This is a genomic window from Streptococcus sp. 5346, assembly GCF_013277455.1.
Classification (GTDB): Bacteria; Bacillota; Bacilli; order Lactobacillales; family Streptococcaceae; genus Streptococcus.
The window spans coordinates 20131-41013 of the sequence record NZ_VMMY01000009.1 but is presented as its reverse complement, the minus strand read 5'-3'; the positions used below and the strand labels follow the sequence as shown (position 1 = coordinate 41013).

The 20883-nt window shown below is 40.1% G+C and carries 21 protein-coding genes and 1 pseudogene; 3 read left to right on the top strand and 19 right to left on the bottom strand.

Going from position 1 to position 20883, the window contains the following annotated elements; genetic code table 11:
- Nucleotides 1-17: 17 nt before the first annotated feature.
- The 9 genes from HT732_RS06130 to HT732_RS06090 form a co-directional block, all read right to left on the bottom strand.
- Complete coding sequence (locus HT732_RS06130) at nucleotides 18-908, bottom strand: DNA polymerase III subunit delta' (protein ID WP_173254339.1); 891 nt, start codon at nucleotides 906-908, stop codon at nucleotides 18-20.
- Nucleotides 905-1543, bottom strand: coding sequence for a dTMP kinase (tmk, locus tag HT732_RS06125; RefSeq protein WP_173254338.1), 639 nt, complete (start codon nucleotides 1541-1543; stop codon nucleotides 905-907). The genes HT732_RS06130 and tmk overlap by 4 nt, the downstream gene beginning before the upstream one ends.
- Nucleotides 1544-1656: 113 nt before the next feature.
- On the bottom strand, nucleotides 1657-2454 hold the full coding sequence (proC, locus tag HT732_RS06120; RefSeq protein ID WP_173254337.1) for a pyrroline-5-carboxylate reductase: 798 nt from the start codon (nucleotides 2452-2454) through the stop codon (nucleotides 1657-1659).
- A gap of 3 nt (nucleotides 2455-2457) precedes the next feature.
- Complete coding sequence (locus HT732_RS06115) at nucleotides 2458-3720, bottom strand: glutamate-5-semialdehyde dehydrogenase (RefSeq protein WP_173254336.1); 1263 nt, start codon at nucleotides 3718-3720, stop codon at nucleotides 2458-2460.
- Nucleotides 3721-3729: 9 nt separating this feature from the next.
- Entirely contained in the window at nucleotides 3730-4839 is a 1110-nt protein-coding gene (gene proB / locus HT732_RS06110) for a glutamate 5-kinase (RefSeq protein ID WP_240155840.1), read from the bottom strand.
- 100 nt (nucleotides 4840-4939) lie between these two features.
- The gene (gene cbpE, locus HT732_RS06105) at nucleotides 4940-6823 is read right to left on the bottom strand and encodes a phosphorylcholine esterase CbpE (RefSeq protein WP_173254334.1); all 1884 of its coding nucleotides are present in this window, start codon (nucleotides 6821-6823) and stop codon (nucleotides 4940-4942) included.
- Nucleotides 6824-6825: 2 nt separating this feature from the next.
- Nucleotides 6826-7713, bottom strand: coding sequence for an RluA family pseudouridine synthase (locus HT732_RS06100; protein ID WP_173254333.1), 888 nt, complete (start codon nucleotides 7711-7713; stop codon nucleotides 6826-6828).
- Complete coding sequence (gene lspA, locus HT732_RS06095) at nucleotides 7703-8164, bottom strand: signal peptidase II (RefSeq protein ID WP_173254332.1); 462 nt, start codon at nucleotides 8162-8164, stop codon at nucleotides 7703-7705. Before lspA ends, HT732_RS06100 begins: the two co-directional genes overlap by 11 nt.
- Nucleotides 8161-9069: a LysR family transcriptional regulator gene (locus HT732_RS06090; RefSeq protein WP_173254331.1), complete on the bottom strand. Its 909-nt coding sequence runs from the start codon at nucleotides 9067-9069 to the stop codon at nucleotides 8161-8163. The genes lspA and HT732_RS06090 overlap by 4 nt, the downstream gene beginning before the upstream one ends.
- Here HT732_RS06090 and HT732_RS10345 point away from each other — a divergent pair.
- A pseudogene (locus tag HT732_RS10345) lies at nucleotides 9062-9136 on the top strand (AraC family transcriptional regulator); the annotation flags it as partial. The gene HT732_RS06090 and the pseudogene HT732_RS10345 overlap by 8 nt on opposite strands.
- 174 nt (nucleotides 9137-9310) lie before the next feature.
- On the opposite strand, the gene HT732_RS06085 reads toward HT732_RS10345, so the two are convergent.
- The 3 genes from HT732_RS06085 to HT732_RS06075 form a co-directional block, all read right to left on the bottom strand.
- Nucleotides 9311-9721 carry a DUF5301 domain-containing protein gene (locus tag HT732_RS06085; protein ID WP_173254330.1) on the bottom strand — a complete coding sequence of 137 codons (411 nt, stop codon included), beginning with the start codon at nucleotides 9719-9721 and terminating at the stop codon, nucleotides 9311-9313.
- Between the two features lie 297 nt (nucleotides 9722-10018).
- Nucleotides 10019-10294, bottom strand: a complete 276-nt coding sequence (locus tag HT732_RS06080; protein ID WP_001284637.1) for an HU family DNA-binding protein — start codon at nucleotides 10292-10294, stop codon at nucleotides 10019-10021.
- Nucleotides 10295-10400: 106 nt separating this feature from the next.
- Nucleotides 10401-11240: a DegV family protein gene (locus HT732_RS06075; protein ID WP_173254329.1), complete on the bottom strand. Its 840-nt coding sequence runs from the start codon at nucleotides 11238-11240 to the stop codon at nucleotides 10401-10403.
- 141 nt (nucleotides 11241-11381) lie between these two features.
- On the opposite strand from HT732_RS06075, the gene HT732_RS06070 reads away from it, so the two are divergent.
- Entirely contained in the window at nucleotides 11382-12230 is an 849-nt protein-coding gene (locus HT732_RS06070; RefSeq protein ID WP_050243034.1) for a YitT family protein, read from the top strand.
- An 87-nt stretch (nucleotides 12231-12317) separates the two neighbouring features.
- Here the strand turns inward: HT732_RS06070 and HT732_RS06065 are convergent, their stop codons facing one another.
- The 6 genes from HT732_RS06065 to eno form a co-directional block, all read right to left on the bottom strand.
- Entirely contained in the window at nucleotides 12318-13235 is a 918-nt protein-coding gene (locus tag HT732_RS06065; protein WP_000587439.1) for a bifunctional riboflavin kinase/FAD synthetase, read from the bottom strand.
- Nucleotides 13236-13450: 215 nt separating this feature from the next.
- Entirely contained in the window at nucleotides 13451-14311 is an 861-nt protein-coding gene (locus HT732_RS06060) for a methionyl aminopeptidase (RefSeq protein ID WP_173254328.1), read from the bottom strand.
- A gap of 15 nt (nucleotides 14312-14326) precedes the next feature.
- A complete protein-coding gene (gene spxR / locus HT732_RS06055) occupies nucleotides 14327-15604 on the bottom strand; it encodes a CBS-HotDog domain-containing transcription factor SpxR (RefSeq protein WP_173254327.1) in 1278 nt (425 codons plus the stop codon).
- Complete coding sequence (locus HT732_RS06050) at nucleotides 15597-16148, bottom strand: GNAT family N-acetyltransferase (protein ID WP_173254326.1); 552 nt, start codon at nucleotides 16146-16148, stop codon at nucleotides 15597-15599. The genes spxR and HT732_RS06050 overlap by 8 nt, the downstream gene beginning before the upstream one ends.
- Nucleotides 16149-16163: 15 nt before the next feature.
- Nucleotides 16164-17423: a UDP-N-acetylglucosamine 1-carboxyvinyltransferase gene (locus tag HT732_RS06045; RefSeq protein ID WP_173254325.1), complete on the bottom strand. Its 1260-nt coding sequence runs from the start codon at nucleotides 17421-17423 to the stop codon at nucleotides 16164-16166.
- 425 nt (nucleotides 17424-17848) lie between these two features.
- Nucleotides 17849-19153 (bottom strand): surface-displayed alpha-enolase, encoded by a 1305-nt coding sequence (gene eno, locus HT732_RS06040; protein WP_023939199.1) that lies wholly within the window; start codon nucleotides 19151-19153, stop codon nucleotides 17849-17851.
- 163 nt (nucleotides 19154-19316) lie between these two features.
- On the opposite strand from eno, the gene HT732_RS06035 reads away from it, so the two are divergent.
- Nucleotides 19317-19763: a DUF1694 domain-containing protein gene (locus HT732_RS06035; protein ID WP_057487683.1), complete on the top strand. Its 447-nt coding sequence runs from the start codon at nucleotides 19317-19319 to the stop codon at nucleotides 19761-19763.
- Here the strand turns inward: HT732_RS06035 and HT732_RS06030 are convergent.
- On the bottom strand, nucleotides 19760-20875 hold the full coding sequence (locus HT732_RS06030) for a glycerate kinase (protein ID WP_173254324.1): 1116 nt from the start codon (nucleotides 20873-20875) through the stop codon (nucleotides 19760-19762). The genes HT732_RS06035 and HT732_RS06030 overlap by 4 nt on opposite strands.
- Between the last annotated feature and the right edge of the window lie 8 nt (nucleotides 20876-20883).

Genomic DNA, 20883 nt, shown 5'->3' with positions numbered 1-20883 from the left:
ATCATTCATTTTTGAGTCTATATTTCTTTCAAGACCAGATATTCCATGGCATTTTGAAAGCTGACATTAGCCTGCCACATTTTTCTAGCTTCTAGCAAATCTTGTAGAATCACTCTTACTCTTGCTTGTAGGATATCTTGCCCACAGAGAACTTCAAGAATCCGTAAAACCTGATCTTGTTTTTCCTTGTCATCTGCTAAGTTGGCTAATTTAGCAACTTGCAGATAACTTTCTTTTTTCTTAGCTACTGACCAAGTCAGCAGGCGTTCACTTTCATCGACCAAGGTCCAAAAACTTGCCTGATTAGCCAACTTTTCTGCCTCAGCTCGCGATTGACTAAACTGGGCTAAGAAAGTTGCTTTCTTCTTAACTAGCCCCATTTGTTCTAAGAGCAAGATGAGTTGTTCTTCTTGCTTTTTAAAGTGGAAAATCTGGGTCCGACTGCGGATTGTTGGTAAAATCTTTTCCTCATCGCTGGTCAAGAAGAAAATATAAACCTCACTCTGGGGTTCTTCGATGACCTTGAGCAGAGAATTGGCTGCATTAGGATGCATTTTCTCAGCTTGCTCGATAATAAAGACCTGCTGCTGGTTTTCAATCCCTGCTTGGGAAAACTGCCCCACCAATTCTCGAATACGTTCTGTCTTGATGACCTGATTGACTGGCTTAATCAAGGTAACATCTGGAAACTCTTCCTGTTCAATCAGCTTACAATTTCGGCATTTCTCACATGGTAAAACACCTACTTTATCCGTACAAAAGAGACTTTTAGCCAAAAATTGCGCCATTTCCAAGCTTCCAAAGAAACCTGAAAAGAGATAGGCGTGATTGAGCTGCTCTTGTTCTAGGATACGGACAAAGCGGTCAAACTGGGCTGGTTGCCAAGCCTTTAGTTGATCTTGTTTCATCTTGCCAAGCCCATTCTGTCAAACAAGACAGCCTTGGTAGTTTCCACAACTTGCTCCAAAGGAAAACTAGCATCAATCTTGACAATACGATTTCCTTCTTTGTCCAGAAGAGAAAGGTAGCCTTGACGAACTTTTTTATGCAAGTCCAACCCTTCCAAGTCCAGACGATTGACCTCGCGGTCACTATTAGCAGCAATGCGAGCTAGTCCTTCTTCCACCTCGATGTCAAAATAGAGTGTCAAATCGGGTTTAAGGCCATCTGTCGCAAAGTGATTGAGCCAATCAATGGCGTCAATATCCAAGCCACGACCAAATCCCTGATAGGCAAGAGAACTATCGATGAAGCGGTCCATAATGACCAACTTACCAGCTTCAAGTGCTGGAAGAACTTTTTCCACCAAGTGCTGTCTGCGACTGGCGATATAAAGAAGCAACTCTGTCTTCGCATCCATCTGAGTATGACTTGGATCCAAAATTACTTCCCGAATCTTCTCCCCAATCAAGACTCCGCCAGGTTCACGGGTCGTCAGCACTTCTACTCCTTTTTCCTCTAAAATTGGTAGCAGAGCCTCTAAAACACTGGTCTTGCCTGCTCCCTCTGGTCCCTCAAGAGAGACTAAAAATCCTTTTGACATGTCTAACTCATTTCTTTTTTACTACTTCTATTCTATCAAAAAAATAGGGGTTTGTGACAATCTTTTTATCTTCGCATTTCAACTACCATAAAAGAGGCAGACAAAACTACCTCTTATTTACCTAATTCTTGTGTTCGTTTGTAGGCTTGACCAACTGCATCCATGACTGTTCCTCGAAAAGCATGCGCTTCTAGACTTGCTACACCAGCGATAGTCGAACCGCCTGGGCTACAGACTTGGTCTTTCAATACTCCAGGATGTTGCTGACTTTCAAGAACCAATTTCCCAGCTCCTACCACAGTTTGAGCCGCCATTTTCAATGCCGTTTCTCGTGGTAATCCTGTCTGAACACCTGCATCTGCCAAGGCCTCAATAAAGAGATAGACAAAGGCCGGCCCACAACCTGCGAGACCTGTCGCCGCGTCGATTAATCCTTCTCCCAGTTCAACCAAGAGGCCAGCCTTGACTAAAAGCTGACAAAAGAACTCACTGTCCTCAGCCCTGCAATTAGGAGACAAGGCATAACTAATCACTCCTTGTCCGATAGAAGCAGGGGTATTTGGCATCATACGAATAATTCGGTGTTGACTTGGGATAAGACTTGCTAGTTTTTCCAAGGTCAACCCAGCCGCCATGGAGATTAAAAGAAGACTTGCTCGTTTTTCAAGGATATTCTGGTATTGAGAAAGCAGTTCAGAAAACTGAGCAGGCTTAACTCCTAGAAAAATCACATCTGCTTCTGCAAAGATTTCGTCATTGCTTGAAGCCTGACCACCAAAGTCTGCAATGAAAGCATCTACCTTGGCTTGACTACGATTGGCAAGGAGAAGGTCATCTCCCGTCTTAGCCTGCAAAACAGCCTTAGCCAAGCTAGCACCCATATTCCCCAAGCCGATAAATCCAATCTTCATCTCTTACTCCCTTATCTGTCCGTCACCAGTAACCACATACTTGTAGCTAGTCAACTCTTTCAAGCCCATGGGACCACGCGCGTGCAATTTCTGAGTTGAAATCCCCATTTCACAACCAAGACCAAATTGACCTCCATCGGTGAAACGAGTTGAGGCATTGACATAAACCGCTGCAGAGTCCACTTGATCTGTAAAGTAAGCTGCAGCCTCAGCATTTTCCGTCACAATGGCATCCGAATGATGGGTACTGTGGACTTCAATATGCTCGACGGCTTCTTCTAAACTGCTCACAACCTTAACCGCTAGGACATAGTCTAAAAACTCGGTGTCAAAGTCTTGAGCCTCAGCTGCTTGACCTGAAACAAACTGACTTGCTTTACTATCCAAGCGGAATTGAATTGGTTCCAGTCCAGCTTCTTTTCGATCTGCAACCAGTACTTGCTCCAAACGAGGAAGGAAACTTGCTGCCTTGTCTTCATGAACTATCAATACCTCCATGGCATTACATACAGAAGGACGACTGGTTTTAGCATTATTGATGATAGACAGTGCCTTGTCCTCATCTGCATCCTTGTCCACATAAACATGGACAATCCCAGTCCCTGTCTCGATAACAGGTACGATAGCATTTTCAACCACGGCATTAATCAAACCAGCCCCTCCACGAGGAATGAGAAGGTCTAGATAACCCTTGGCCTTCATCATAGCATAGCTACTTTCACGGCTAGTATCTTCCACCAGTTGAATCACATCTGGATGAATGGTCGTTGTCTCCAAGCCCTTCTTCAAGGCTATGACAATTGCATGAGCTGTTTGGTAGGCATCCTTCCCACTACGAAGAACAACTGCATTTCCACTCTTGAGAGCCAAAACAGCCGCGTCAGACGTCACATTTGGACGGCTTTCATAGATAATACCGATGACCCCCATAGCCACCCGTTTCTTGGTAATAAGCAAGCCATTTTCAAGCTGACTCGTTTCTAAAACTTCACCGATTGGATCTGGTAAAGCAACCACTTCACGAATCCCTCTTGCCATTGCTTCAATACGTCCTGCATCCAAATAAAGACGATCCAACATAACATCTGAGATTTTCCCCTTGGCCGCTTCCATATCTAGGGCATTGGCCGCTAAAATTTCCTCAGTAGCAGCCACTAAGTGATTAGCCATGGCTAGCAAGGCTTGGTTTTTCACTTCTTCACTAGCTGTGTTGATCGATTTTTTAACAGCCTGTACCTGTTCAAATTGTTCTTGTGTACTTACCATAGTTTACCTCTAAAATTCTGTAAAGAGTAGTTGGATTTCAGGAGTAATGGAAATCCAGTCGTCACGGTGAATCAAGACACCCTTGGCTTTTTGAGAACGCAACATATCCTCCAAAGCAGATGCCCCAAATTGCACGCGTCCTTTTCCAAGTGATTTTCCACTCTCCTTGTCAAATACTGTCACAATATCACCGTAAGAAAAGGCGCCTTCTGCTTCAACGATACCAGATAAGAGAAGACTCTTGCCATGTTGAGAGAGAGCTTCCGCAGCCCCTTTATCAACCCAAATAGAACCTTGACTCTGAGCATAAAAAGCCAGCCATTGTTTCTGGGTACGAAGTCCCTTCTCTTGCGCAACAAAGTAGGAACCATCCTTGGTCTCCTCAGCTGCCTCAATCATGGCATCTGACTTCAAGGATGAGCAGATATAAACAGGAACTCCTGATTCCGTCGCGATAGTTGCAGCTTTGATTTTGGTTAACATGCCACCTGTACCATTAGACGAACCTGCTCCACCGGCCATATCAATAATCTCACGATTGATGGTCTCGATTCGCTCCAAGCGTTTGGCTCTTGGATCTGAATTAGGATTTCCTGTATATAGACCGTCCACATCTGTCAAGAGGACCAAAAGGTCTGCTTGGACCATGGCCGCTACCTGTGCACTTAGAGTATCATTGTCCCCAACCTTGAGCTCATCAATGACGACACTGTCATTCTCATTGATGATAGGAATCGCGCCACGGCTAAGTAGAACTGACAAAGCCTGATGGGCATTTTTATAACGGCGCTTATCCACAAAGTCATCTTGGGTCAGCAAGATTTGTGCAGAAACGATTTGGCGCAAGAGAAGATTGGTCGTGTATTCTTCCAACAAAAGGCCTTGCCCTACCGCTGCTGAAGCCTGTTTATCAGCAATCTTAGTCGGACGCTTTTTAAATCCTAAGGCCCCAAAACCTGCAGCAATGGCACCCGACGACACCAAAATCAATTCATGACCAGACTCGTGCAACATAGCCAACTGTTGGGTAATAGCTTTTACTTTACTACGTGATAAACTTCCATCCTCATTCGTCAAAGAAGAAGTCCCCACCTTAAAGACAATCCGTTTGTATTTCATAGTCTCACTCCGATTCTTCATATTTATCCATTATAACATGAATAGCAGGAAATAGAAAAGAGTTGATAGGAAAAAGAAGGCCTTAAAACCTTCTTTTCTACTACTGTTCTGATTCCGATTTATTTGTACTCGTCTCAGAGCTTTTTGAGGTTGAAGAAGTCAAATCTTGACTAGTTGAAGCGCTTGTAACACCTTCATTCTGTCTAATTTCTTTACTTTCAAGATCTTTTTTCACTACTTCTTTCGATTCTTTTATTTCTGAGTGACTTGTGACTTTAGTTGTAACAGATTTCTCGACCGGAACATCCACTAACCAGGCACCACTTGAATCAACAGTATAACCTTCTGGTGTCTTACCGTTCACAAGCAATTGACCATTTTCTTTCAAGAAGTACCATTTATCCTTATCTTTAATCCAACCAATAGCTCGTGAACCATCTTCCTTGTAGAAATACCAATCATTTGCCTTTTTAAGCCAACCTTGCTTCATAGTTCCTGAATCTTCTAGATAGTAATGATGACCAGCAACTTCTATCTCGCCTGTCTTCATGACACCAGTAGAATCCATATAGTACCAGGTTTCTTTATCTTTTACCCAACCCGTTTTCATTTCTCCTGATTGAGCAAAGTAATACCATTGCCCCTTATATTGAAGCCAACCTGTCTTCATAGAGCCATCGTTTGATAAATAATAGGACTGACCTCCAGTATTTACCCAACCAATTTCCATCTGATTTTCTTTGTTGAAATAATACCAGATTCCATCAATTTTCTTCCAATTTTTAGAAGAAGCACCAGAGTCTGTCAAATAGAACCAATGATTGTTCCATTTTTTCCATTGATTCTGTAACAAGATACCCGCTTGGTTAAAGTAATACCATTCACCTTCGATTTCATTCCAACCTACTGCATACTCTCCTGTAGAATCAGGTGCTTGATACCACCAATTCCCATATGCACTCTTATGCCAACCAGCTTGAAAACTTGGAATCGGCTTGTAGGATGTTGAAATGTTTACTAAACCGTCTTGTCGAATCTCAAAAACTGTCGCATCATAGTCTTTGCTGGCTGCGTTAATTCTCTCAATTCCTCGTTCTTCAAGCCAATTGACATACTCACTATCAACACCATTTTTCCAAGGTAAACTATCCGAGGTTTGAACAATCAAACTCGGACTCAAATGTTTAATGAAATCCTTGGTGTTTGATTTATTGGTATCACGGTGATGGTTAAACTTCATCAAATCAACTTTTCCAATGAGAGGACCATACTTGTCTTCTGCTCCATGAACATTATCTAAGTCGCCCCCAAGGTAAATTTTCTTACCATTGACTTTTACCACGCTAATCAAGGAATTGGAATTGTCATCCCAAATTTTCTTTAATTCACCCGACGAATCAGTTTCATTTTCATAATTATATAGTTGAATGTCCATGTCCCCAAACTGAAAATGAGCATCCCCTTGTGTGATATTTTGAATAACTGAAACACCTTTTTCTGCGGCAGTCTGTAAAACCTTATCGTAGCCATACAGATTATCCCATAGACGTTCAGAATTAGTAATACGATTATCACTATATTTTTTAAGATAGACTCGGTCAACTGGATAGGTAGACAGTAATTCATCAACATTTCCAATATGATCACTGTGTGTATGGGTCACCAAAATAAAATCAAGTTTTTGAACACCCAATTCCTTCAAACGACGAAAGACACGGTCTGTTAGAACATGCTTATAAGACGTTTCAATTCCTTCTCTCCATGGGTAACGAGAATCACTTCCATCTGGGAAATCATAATCTTCTCCTGTATCCACCATGGCAAAATGTCCATTGCTTTCAAGAATAATCGCATCACTACCACCTTCATGAACATTTATAAAGTGGATTTTATTTCCTGAACTTTCTTGAGCTTGAACATTCCCATACCATGACAAACCTAAAAAAGCGCCTGCAAGTGCTAAACTAATCAATTTCTTTTTCATTCTTACTTCCTTAATTTCTCCAAGGTTTCCTTAAATATCTCTGGGATATTTGCTGTAAATTCTATGGTCTCACCTGTTCTCGGATGAATAAATCCTAGGGTCTTGGCATGAAGAAATTGTCCATGTCCTTTCAGAGTCTTACGTGGACCATAGACTTCATCCCCAGCGACTGGATGTCCAATGTAAGCCATGTGAACACGAATCTGATGAGTGCGCCCTGTCTCCAGCTGCAACTCCACTAAGCTATAATCGCCAAAGCGTTCCAAGACGTGGAAACGAGTCACTGCAGGCTTACCTTTCGCAGTCACAGCCTGTTTTTTACGGTCTTTTTCACTACGCCCAATCGGCGCTTCGATTACACCACGATCATTGGGCAAATTTCCATGAACAATCGCCCAATATTTACGAAGAGACTTTTTATCCTTGAGTTCTTGGGCAAGTGCTAGATGCGCCTCATCATTTTTAGCAATCATGAGAAGGCCTGACGTATCCTTATCAATACGGTGAACAATTCCTGGACGCAGAACCCCATTGATACCCGACAAGTCCTTAATATGATACATTAGGGCATTTACTAGGGTCCCACTGGTATGACCAGCACTCGGATGCACAACCATTCCCTGAGGCTTGTTAACGACAGCCACATCCTCATCTTGGTAGATGATATCTAGCGGAAGATTCTCAGCCACATACTCTAATACCTCTGGTTCTGGCACATGGTAAGTGACGACATCGCCCTCTTGGACTGTGTATTTAGCTTTCTTGACTTGACCATTGACCAAGACCTGGCCTGATTTGATTTGTTCATTCGCGAGACTGCGTGATAATTCTGTCAAATCCGACAAAGCCTTATCCAAACGCAGGCCACCAGTTTCAATTTTAATTTCCATTTATTTCCTCTTTTAGCATTGCAATCAATAAAATAATCACTCCAACCGTCAGATAGCTATCTGCCACATTGAAAATTGCAAAATTGATAAAGTCAAGGTGGATCATATCCACAACAAAACCCTGACTGATCCTGTCAATAAAGTTTCCAAGACCACCTGCAATAATCAAGGTCAAACCCAAGACCATCCAGAGTGAGTCCTCCATGTGTTTATGTAGATACCAAATGGCACCTACCACGACAACCAGAGTAATGACAGCGAATAGCAACTGCTGATCTTGTAAGATAGAAAAGGCTGCCCCTCGATTTTGCAGGTAGGTCAAGCTAACAAAATTGGGAATCCAAGAACGCACTTCACCCAGTGGAATTTGCTGGACGATATAGGATTTGACCAACTGATCCAGCCCAATCAAAAGCAGTACAATGACTGCCACTATTGCTCTTTTTTTCATGATTTCCTCTTCTGATCAAAATATTCTTGCACGACTTCTACGAAAAGAGTTCCAGCCTGACTCAGCTCCACTTCTTCACGTTTAACATAGACCATGCGATTATCTAGGTTATCCTTGAGACGAATAACTGTGATGCCATTAACACTGTCACTATCTAAAAATCCAGACCCTGTCGCATAGGCGTCCGTCCGCTCTAAAATACCATTCAAGGTAGCACGGTCTGTCACATTAAACATCTGTGAGCTCGCGCTGGTATCGACAAAATTCTCTGAATAATAAAGGTACTCGTCTTTCTCTTGAGTAAAACGAACTGTCGGTAGATCCGCTAAATCCTCCATGACCAATTCCTCTTTCTGAGCTAAAGGATGACCCTCTCGAAGATAAATGTGGGTATGGAAGGGAATCAATTCAATGACCTCTAGACCTAGCTTTTCAACCCGCTGCATAATCCCCTTTTTATTTTGATTGTTGAGGTAGATAATCCCAATCTCACTATGCCCTTGAGCAACTTCGTCTAAGATTTGAACAGTAGTTGATTCAAAAATACGAAAGTTCTTATAGTCAGGATAGCGCTCTGAAAAAGCCGTAATCGTCGGTGGCAAGAAGTCATAGTGCTGACTGGCAATGGAAAATTCATCTTTTTCTTCTTCAGGATTGACATACTGATTTTGAAAAATATCAAATCCTTTGACCAATTCTTGCGCTTTTTCATAAAATTCCATCCCACGACGAGTCAAGAAAGTCCCTGAGCTGGTCCGACGGAAAATCTTAAAACCCAACTCTTTTTCCAAATCACGAACAGAAATAGACAGACTCGGCTGGCTTACATACATCTTTTCAGCAGCTTCACGGAAAGTACCGCTATTCGCGATGGCAACAACATAGCGTAATTGTTGAATGTTCATCTTCTACCTCCAACTTCTTTATCTTTTCATTATACCATATTTTAGAAGTTTTCCAAAAAGGAAAAAAGTATGGAAATTTTCAAGACTCAATGAAGACTCTAACATCCCAATCCAAAAATTAGAATAATGTCTTTTTTCAGTCCTTATCTGATTTCAATCAAATAAAAACAGCAAATCTTTTGATTTACCGTTTAAAACATAATACAAGAAAACTCTCTAAAAATTTCTTGAATTCTATAAATCAACTAGAAAAAGTCTCTTCAATCCTATTAGCTATATCTGGATTTACTTCCCAGATACCAGCATAAGGTTGCTCAATATACTGTCTTTTCTTCTTAGTATATAGATAGACTACACTATCCTTTTCTTCATTCTGATGATAAAACTTGATAATGATGTAATCTTTAACATTTGTCGGTTGATCATTTACACTCTCCAAAGAGGTAGATTTTGACTGTTTCTGTATCTCCTCAATCAATTTTGAAATTTCTTCTCTCTTGTTGATAGTTTTAACATCTTCAGAGGTTTTTTTCTGCAGAGAAATTACAGAAATACTTTCAGGTTCAGGAAGAATAAGTTTTTTCTTACTAACGCAAGCAGATAGAACAAGAAATGAGATTGAACAGACTATTATGGTGATAAGATGTTTCATACAAGTTTACATCCTTTCATTCTTCTTACTTTTTCTCTAAGATATAATTATAATATCATACATTATCAATTTTTACAATATCTTATTCCCTTATAACATTCATTACTGTAAAAGGTTTACATTCCACTATTTTATATTTGTGAAATAAAAGATAAAGTAGCCGATAAATTCGCTTTGTACATAGAATTTTTTCCGATACTAATTCATTCAGATTCTGCCCCTTTTTTGCCCTCTATACACAAAAAAGCCTATTGACCAAGCTCGAAAACTTGATACAATAGGCTTTTTGAACGCCAATTATTTAACAGCGTCTTTAAGAGCTTTACCAGCTTTGAATGCTGGAACTTTAGAAGCTGCAATTGTGATTTCTTTACCAGTTTGTGGGTTGCGACCTTTACGTGCAGCACGCTCACGAACTTCAAAGTTACCAAAACCGATCAATTGAACTTTTTCACCAGCTGCAAGGTAGTCAGCTACTGCTGCGAATACAGCTTCAACTGCTGCTGCTGAGTCTTTCTTAGTCAATTCTGTAGCTTCTGCTACTTTAGCGATCAAATCTTGTTTGTTTGCCATGTTAATGATTCCTCCAAATAATTTCTAATTAACAAATATAATCATATCCTAAAATCCCTTTTAGGTCAAGTTAAAAACGCTATTTCTTCCCATTTTCTTTATTTTTTTAGGAGTGGTAACGTACCAAAATAGCCCAAGCGTTCTCACCCGTGTGAGTTTGAATAATGGAACCCGTTTCCAAAACAGAAATTGGCTGTTCAACATAAGCTTGTAAGCTTTCTTTCATCTCTTTTGCCCAATCAGCACTACCAGAATATGAAATTCCAATCTCTGCTACAGAACGTTCAGAAAGCGATGTTATCAACTCATCTAACCATTTTTTAAAAGTTTTAGCTCCACGACCTTTAACCATTGGCTGCAATTCATGGTCTTTCATTTGCATGACAACACGGATATTGAGAAGTGAGCTCAACAATCCAGTTACACGGCCAATTCGTCCACCTTTGACAAGATTTTCCAAAGTTGAAACACCAATATAAAGCTCTGTATGGTTTTTAACCTCTTCTACATGAGACAGAATTTCCTCCATATCTTTGCCTTCTTGTCCTAATTTTGCAGCCTCAACAACTTGGAATTTCAAGGCTTGGTCAGTGAAGGAACTGTCAATAACTGTTACGTCGGCAGTAGATAGGCTAGCACCTTGACGCGCTGCTTCTACAGTACCCGAAAGAGCATGGGACATATGAATAGCAAGAATCTGGCTACCATCCTTGCATAGGTCTTCAAACACTTCAGCAAAGACACCTACAGGCGGCTGGCTTGTTTTCGGAAGATTCTTACTTGCTTGCATCAACTGAAGAAATTTACCTTCTTCTTTCAAATCAGCATCAGAATAAACAACATTATCAATCATTACAGATAATGGAACAATAGTAATATCTAATTGCTTTACTAGTTCTGGTTCAATAGTAACAGATGAATCGGTTACAATCTTAATTTTTGTCATAGTATCAATCTTTCTATTTTAGGATTCAGATTGGTTTTCTTACTTCTAATTATATCAAAAAAAGATTAAAAATCCTAATGGAGTCACTCAAATTTTCCTTAAAAATTTGATATAATCTACTTATAAGAAAAGAGGTGTCCTATGATTAAAAAAATTTACCCCATTTTAACCATTTTATTAGGAGCTGCTATTTATGCTTTTGGGCTGACTTATTTTGTAGTTCCTCATCATCTCTTTGAAGGAGGGGCGACAGGTATTACCCTCATCACCTTTTATCTTTTTAAAATCCCTGTTTCGCTCATGAACTTGCTGATTAACATTCCCCTTTTCATCCTAGCTTGGAAAATATTTGGAGCAAAATCTCTCTATTCTAGTTTGCTTGGAACCTTAGCTTTGTCAGCTTGGTTAGCTTTTTTTGAGCGTATTCCCCTTCATATTGATCTTCAAGGTGATTTACTAATCACAGCACTTATAGCAGGAATTCTCTTGGGAATCGGTCTTGGAATTATCTTTAATGCTGGTGGTACAACTGGCGGAACTGATATTCTAGCTCGTATTCTCAATAAATACACTCATATATCCATGGGAAAACTGCTCTTTATCTTAGATTTTTGTATTCTCATGCTCATTCTCCTTATCTTCAAGGATTTGAGATTGGTTTCCTACACACTCTTATTTGATTTTATCGTTTCGCGTGTCATTGATTTGATTGGCGAAGGTGGCTACGCAGGTAAAGGCTTTATGATTATTACAAAACGTCCTGACCAACTTGCTAAGGCGATTAATGATGACCTAGGTAGAGGCGTTACTTTTATTTCTGGTCAAGGCTACTATAGTCAAAAAGATTTGAAGATTATCTACTGTATTGTCGGTAGGAATGAGATTGTGAAAATGAAGGAAATGATTCATCGAATCGATCCGCAAGCCTTTATAACCATTACAGAAGCCCACGAAATCCTTGGAGAAGGATTTACCTTTGAAAAAGAATAAAAAGAGGTAGTGTAGTGACCTCAAAAGTTAGACTAATTCATCTACCTTTTGGGTTACAAACAACCTCTTTTTTAATTACCAAAACTCTTAAGACCAATTCCGAGCTACTTCTTCATCAGCTTTTAACTGATCCACTAATTGGTCAACTGAGTCAAATTTGGTCATATCTCGAATGCGATCAAGCCAATAAACCATGACGGTTTCCCCATAAATATCTTGATTAAAATCAAAAATATTGACTTCAAAACGTGCTTCTTCTCCATCAAAGGTCACATTTTTCCCGACACTAGCCATAGCACGATACTTCTGTCTTTGAATCTCAACATCAACGACATAAACGCCATCTGCTGGCATATAAGTACGATCTAAAAGCACCAAATTAGCTGTTGGATAACCAATCGTACGACCACGAGCATTGCCATGAACCACCATCCCTCTTGATGGAAGCGGTGCCCCCAAAAGTTCTCCTGCTTCTTTCACATTTCCATCTAAAATAGCTTGACGGATACGAGTTGAACTAATCTTTCCTTTCTCATCTTCTACAGGTGGAACGATAATGACTTCTCCATCAAAGTAATCCTTTAAGTCTTCTGCCGTTTTTTGATCAGAACCAAATGTATAATCAAAACCTGCAACAATAATTTTGGCATTCATAGCCTTGATATAAGTTGCAAAAAATTCTTCTGCCGTGAGACTAGCGAATTGACTACTAAAATCAAGGAGATATAATTCTTCTACGCCTTCACGTTTTAATTTTCTTTCACGTTCAGCAGGGTTCAAAATATGCAAAAACAGATCCGGATGATAGGGCTCTAAAGCAATCTTTGGAGATTCATTAAAGGTCATAACGACGATAGGTAATAAATCTTTTCTCGCAGCCTTATTGGCAACGCGAAATAATTCTTGATGCCCCTTGTGTATACCATCAAAATAGCCGAGAACAACGACTGAATCAGATGGTGTGCCAATATCTTTTTGGTTTTTTATAGGAATAGTAATAATCATAAAATAATTATATCATAGCGATAGCTATTTCTGGAACAGAAAATCTAAAATGTCGTTTTTTTAACCTGAAGTGTACTATTTTAGAAGAATTATGTTTTTAAAATCAGAAAAACGCATTATACCAGGCATTAAAAGCTTGATACAATGCGTTTTTTATGAAAAGATTTAATGGGTTTTCTAACAAAATGAATTTCCAGCAGTATTTCCGCTTTCTATTAATAAGTTCCTTCTTCACCTTGACTAGTCAAGATAACAGGACCATCTTTCGTAATCACGAATTGGTGTTCATACTGACATGACAATCCACCATCGATGGTCTTATGCGCCCAACCAGTTTTCATATCTGTATTAATTTCCCAGTCACCTGTATTGATCATCGGTTCAATAGTCAAGACCATTCCTTCACGAAGACGGAGTCCACGACCTGCAATACCATAGTTCGGAACCATTGGTTCTTCGTGCATGGTTGGGCCAACACCATGACCAACCAAATCACGCACTACACCGTAACCACGACTTTCAGCGTATTCTTGAATAGCCGCACCGATATCACCGATACGATTTCCAACAACAGCTTGCTCAATTCCCTTATACATGGCTTCTTTGGTTACATCCATCAAATTTTTCACTTCTTCGGACGGTGTACCAACAGCATAAGCCCAACATGAGTCTGCAAGACCACCAGAATAGCTCTGAGTGTATTTCTTCATTTGCTCCACATTGTTGAAGTTTAATTTTGAGACATTCAGGTCAGATTTAGCAATAGGACCTCCCAAAACCATATCAACTTTGAGCAAATCACCATCTTTCAAGATATAGTGACGAGGGAAAGCATGAGCCACTTCATCATTAAGAGAGCAGCAGGTAGCATAAGGATAGTCCATTATAGCACCGTCAACACCAATCTGAAGCGGAAGGAAATTTTCTTCCTTACAACGACGGCGAACATATTCTTCAACTTCCCACATATCTACGCCAGGCTTAATCAAATCACGTAAGCCGATATGAATACTTGCTAGAAAATCACCAGCCTTGTCCATAGCTTCGATTTCACGAGCTGATTTTAATGTTATCATTATTTCTCCTAGTTTCTAATTAATTTTAACGGTCACATTTGCTTTTGAAACAATCTGATGACCATGATAAATATCGTAATCAATAATAGCTGATCGTCTCGTATGATGGATAATGCGTGCTTGAATGCGCAGTGTATCATCTATCTGAACAGCCTGCAAAAAGTAGATTAACATCTGCTCGATGATGAGATTGCGCCCACTATTCACAACTAAATCTTGAGTCATGTGGGTCAGAATTTCTGCCAATACACCATTAGCCAAAACACCGTTCTTCTCTAACATAAAGGGTTCCACTGTAATGACGACTTCATCATGGTGATAAGAAAGTTTTTGACCAATCTGCTCAGAAAAAGTCGGTAGAGCCGAAACTTGGGAACGACTCATTTTCTCCATGACATCTCGTCTGGTTACAACCCCAAGCAAGGTTTGATTATTTCGAACAACTGGTACCATTTCAAAGTCTTCAGCAATCATCCGTTGACTCACATTAGCAATATTTGTCGATAATCCAACTAAAAATAGACTACGAGACATGACCTTGTCAATTGTCGTACTTGGTGACTTGTCACCTGCATCTCTCATGGTAACAACTCCCACCACAACCTGATGTTGATTTATAACTGGGAAACGACTGCTACGATTCTTACGTACTAAGTCCAAATAATCTTTAACAGTGTCAGTCTCTCTCAGAAAACCATACTCATGACTTGGACGATAAAGCTTCTCAACTGTCAAAATATCAGTCTTGATTTGGACATTTGACAAGGCTTTATTAATCATAGTCGCAACAGTGAAAGTGTCATGCTTGCTTCTCAGAACAGGAATTCCTTTTTGATTGGCCAGTTTAAGAACATCATCATGAACCTGAAATCCACCTGTAACCAGAACGGCATTTTCATTTTCAAGTGCTAACAGTTGGATACGGGTACGGTCTCCGACAATCAAGAGTCCCCCATCATGAAGGTAAGACAAAATATTTTGTTCGGTCATAGCACCGATTGAAAACTTACTAAATTCTCTCTCTAAACCTTCTTGCCCAGCCAGAACCTCAGAAGAAGTCACTTCTGCAATTTCAGCAAAAGTTAATCTCTCTATAGCAACTTTCTGGGATTTAACACGAATTGTTCCACTTCTAGGACGGGTCTCCACAATTCCACGGTTTTCAGCTTCCTTGATAGCGCGATAGGCAGTTCCATCACTGACTCCCAGATGGTTTGAAATGCTACGAACACTGACCCTTTTACCTACTGGTAATTCCTCCAAATAGCTTAGAATTTCTTGGTGTTTACTCATTAACTTCTCCCTTTACAAAGCGAAACTCAAGATAATCTCGCATTTTCCTTGTATAGCGATCACTTCCTTTAAACTGACGAATCAATCGAAATCCAGACTTAAGGGCAACCCGTTGACTAGCTTCATTTTCAAGGTGGGTAATGATGGATAATTGTTTTAAGCCAAATTCTTCAAAAGAAAGTTGACAAATTTTTCTAACAACCTCTGTCATAAATCCTTGCGACCAAGCATCTTTTCTCAAAAAATAGCCAAGTTCTGCTTCTTTTTTGATTTCATCTAACTTTTCAAACTTAACAGAACCAATCATTTTTTCAGTTTTCTTGTCACAAATAGCCCATACTCCCAAAGGGGACTTCATAAAGTAATTGGCCAACGCATATTGGCTCTCTTCCAGACTTGCCTGAGTCGGGAAAATAAATTGAAGATTTTCTGGATTCGAAGCTATCTCATGGAAGTCATGACTATCACTAAAAAAGAAAGGACGCAAATACAAGCGATCCGTTTCAAAAAAAGAAAACATTGCTAATTTGGTCCAAATATTCATAAACACCTCTACGGTTTAATCCTCAACAAGTGTAATATCCGCTCCTAGATTACGTAATTTTTCGATAATATCAGAATAACCACGTAAGATAAACTCGATATTGGTAATTTCAGTTTGTCCCTCGGCCATCAAACCAGCAATAACCAAAGCTGCACCAGCTCTTAAGTCAGTCGCTTTAACACTTGCCCCACGCAAATTACGTCCACCCGTGTACAAAATATGACCATTTGTTGTCGAAATGTCCGCATCCATCTTTGCTAGTTCAAAAACATGATTTACACGTTTTTCGTAAATCGTATCGACAATTGTACCACGACCATTAGCTGTTAGTAAAAGAGGGGTAAGCGGTTGTTGCAAATCAGTTGCAAAGCCTGGGTAAGGAGCTGTCTTAATATTGATTGCTTTCAAATTAGACTGCTCTTCGACAAAAATGCTGTCTTCAGATACAGTCATTCTCACTCCCATTTCTTCCAACTTAGCAATAAATCCTTCTAGGTGTTCGTAAAGAACATTATTTATACGAATCCCCTTGCCGACTGCAGCAGCTAAAGAAATATATGTTCCAGCTTCAATACGATCTGGAATCACCTGATGACGGGTTCCATGTAATCTTTCAACACCATCAATAATGATGATATTAGTTCCTGCCCCACGGATATGAGCACCCATATTATTCAAGAGGGTAGCTACATCAATAATTTCAGGTTCACGGGCTGCATTTTCAATAATAGTACGACCATTCGCTTTAACCGCAGCAATCATCGTATTAATCGTTGCCCCTACACTAACCGTGTCCATGTAAATACTTGCACCATGAAGTCCTGTATCTTTAGCAGATAACTTCATGTTATCTCCCTCGTAGCTAACAGTGGCACCCATAGCTTCAAAAGCCTTAAGGTGTAAGTCAATCGGACGAGGACCAAGATCACATCCTCCCGGTAAACCAACTGTCGCTTCACCAAAACGGCCTAAGAGGCTCCCATAAAAATAGTAAGATGCACGAAGACTATTAATTTTCCCATAAGGCATTGGAATATTTTGAACACCTCTTGGATCAATCTCCAATACATCGTCATAACGCTTAATAGTAGCTCCCATCAATTCCATGATTTCGACAAGACTTGCTACATCCGAAATATCTGGAACGCAATCCAAAGTCACCACATCATCAGCCAAGATAATAGCCGGAATTAAGGCTACAACACTATTTTTAGCACCACTAATAGTGATTTCACCTTGCAGTGGTAATCCACCATTGATAACAATTTTTCTCATTCTAAGTTTTCAATACTCTTTCAAGATTTCTAATAAGGTCTTTGAAATAAAGTATATCATAAATTTATCCTTTTTTCCATACTTTTCAATTTTATTGGATAAATCAGAGTTGACGAGTTAGTAACTGAATTACTAATACTCAATGAAAATCAAAGAGGAAACTAGCCGCAGGTTGCTCAAAGCACTGCTTTGAGGTTGTAGATAGAACTGACGAAGTCAGCTCAAAACACTGTTTTGAGGTTGTGGATAGAACTGACGAAGTCAGTTACCTATACCTACGGCAAGGCGATATTGACGTGCTTTGAAGAGATTTTCGAAGAGTATAATCTTTCTCGAAGCGCTATTGCCCCCTTTTTTGCCCCCTAAATACAAAAATAGCCCTTCGGATAAAATCCGAGGGGCTAGAAACGTTGTTAAATCAACGATTATTTCTTAAGGTTGTAGAATGATTTCAATCCACGGTATTCAGCTACTTCACCAAGTTGGTCTTCGATGCGAAGCAATTGGTTGTATTTAGCGATACGGTCTGTACGTGAAAGTGAACCAGTCTTGATTTGTCCTGCGTTAGTTGCAACTGCAATGTCAGCGATTGTTGAATCTTCAGTTTCACCTGAACGGTGTGATACAACGGCAGTGTAACCAGCTTCTTTTGCCATTTCGATAGCGTCGAATGTTTCAGTAAGAGTACCGATTTGGTTAACTTTGATAAGGATTGAGTTAGCAGCACCTTCTGCAATACCTTTTTCAAGGTAAGAAGTGTTTGTTACGAAGAAGTCGTCACCAACCAATTGAACTTTACCACCAAGACGTTCAGTAAGAGCTTTCCAACCGTCCCAGTCGTTTTCATCCATACCATCTTCGATAGTGATGATTGGGTATTTGTTAACCAATTCTTCAAGGTAGTCGATTTGTTCTGCAGATGTACGAACAGCAGCGCCTTCACCTTCAAATTTAGTATAGTCGTAAACTTTACGTTCTTTATCGTAGAATTCTGATGAAGCACAGTCAAATCCGATAAATACGTCTTTACCTGGAACATATCCAGCAGCTTCGATCGCAGCAAGGATAGTTTCAACACCGTCTTCAGTTCCTTCGAAACGAGGAGCGAATCCACCTTCGTCACCTACGGCAGTTTCCAAACCACGTGATTTAAGGATTTTCTTAAGAGCGTGGAAGATTTCAGCACCGTAACGAAGAGCTTCTTTAAATGTTGGAGCACCAACTGGCAAGATCATGAACTCTTGGAAAGCGATTGGAGCATCTGAGTGAGAACCACCGTTGATGATGTTCATCATTGGAGTTGGAAGAACTTTAGTGTTGAATCCACCAAGGTAGCTGTAAAGTGGGATTTCAAGGTAGTCAGCAGCAGCACGAGCTACAGCGATAGACACACCAAGGATTGCATTCGCACCCAATTTACCTTTGTTAGGAGTACCGTCAAGAGCGATCATAGCACGGTCGATAGCTTGTTGATCACGTACATCGTAGCCGATGATAGCTTCAGCAATGATGTTGTTTACGTTGTCAACAGCTTTTTGTGTACCAAGACCACCGTAACGAGATTTGTCACCGTCGCGAAGTTCAACTGCTTCGTGTTCACCAGTAGAAGCTCCTGATGGAACCATACCACGTCCGAAAGCACCTGATTCAGTGTAAACTTCTACTTCAAGTGTTGGGTTACCGCGTGAGTCTAGGACTTCGCGAGCGTAAACATCAGTAATAATTGACATTTTTTACTCTCCTTATGAGTTAAATTTTTTACACCTCTATAATACCTTAAAACCCCTCCTTTTTCAAGAAAAAACGTTATCTTTGTGCAAATTTTCCTTAACTTTATAAAGTAATCGCTTTCTTTTGTCTGTTTTATTCTAACTTTTATGATATACTGTTTTCATGACAGATTTATCAAAACAATTACTTGAAAAAGCTCATGGTGGGCCAAAATTAAATCCGGATGAGCAAAGACGCTATCTTGGTACCTTTGAAGAAAGAGTTCTTGGATATGCAGATATTGACACAGCAAATAGCCCTCAGTTAGAAAAAGGTTTTTTATCTATTTTAGAAAATCTTCAGGAAAAAGCAGAGCCACTTTTTGTGAAGATTTCACCAACTATCGAATTTGACAAACAAGTTTTCTACTTAAAAGAAGCAAAAGAAACTGATAGTCAAGCGACCATTGTATCTGAAGACCACGCTTCTTCTCCTTTTGGCCTGATTATCCACACCAATGCACCCGTTCAAGTAGAAGAAAAGAACCTTCGACTTGCTTTTGCAAAACTTTGGGAAGTTAAAAAGGAAGAACAATCCAAAACATCCTTATGGAAAAAATGGTTTGGCTAAATCTTGCGCATAGTTAATAAGTACCCGATATTGGCGGCCGTGCGCTCCAGATAGAGACTGGCATTTTTCAAACTATCTGCTAAAGGTTCACTTTTCTCCAAAATAGAAAAGGCAGCTTGGATATTTTCAAATGGTAGGGAAGGTAAATCTTCAGCAAGACTACCGCAAATAGCAATAACAGGAACTCCAACAGGGGTTCTTTTTGCAACACCTATAGGCGTTTTCCCAGCAAAGCTTTGACAATCTAGTCTTCCTTCTCCAACAATCAGCAAGTCAGCATCTGAAACTTTCTTATCAAAGTTGATTAGATTCAAGCAGGTATCAATTCCCGACACGATACTTGCCTGAGCAAAGGCACACAAACCGCCAGCAATGCCTCCGCCAGCTCCTGCTCCTTTAAGTTCCAATGTTGCAGGGGAGACTTTTTCATAAAAATTTTGTATCACCTGATCTACATCCTCAAACATAGTAGGATCTAGGCCTTTTTGTTTGCCAAACGTGTAGGTCGCCCCTTGGTGTCCACATAAGGGACTCACGACGTCTGCTAAAATACGAATGTGAACATCTTCAGGAGTTTTATAGCAATTTTCTGTTGAAACAGAAGCTAGGTTTAGTAAGGATTGACCGCAAGCGGGTAAGGCATTTCCATCCCTATCATAAAATTGATAACCTAAAGCAGCAGCAATACCTATACCACCGTCATTACTGGCTGTGCCACCAACGCCAGTATAAATTTCTTTAATCCCTTGAGCAATGAGGTGGCAAATCAATTCTCCAATACCACGAGTTTGGATTTGTAGTGGATTTCGTTTCTCCAGAGGAATTTTTCCAAGGCCGACCAAGTCAGCTACTTCAAATAGTGCCAGTTCCCCTTTTTGAAAATAGCGCATGGATTCTTTTTGGCCAAAAGGGCCTGTCACTTGGATCCATTTTTCTTCTAGGTCAAGAGAATGTCGGATAGCATCTACAGTACCTTCTCCCCCATCACCAACAGGGCAGAGGAGACAGTCTACATCTGCTATCGATTGTTGGAAGCCTCTTTTTATTGCTTCAGCTACCTCTTCAGCGGACAAGCTTTCCTTAAACGAATCTGGTGCAATTACAATCTTCATATTTTCCC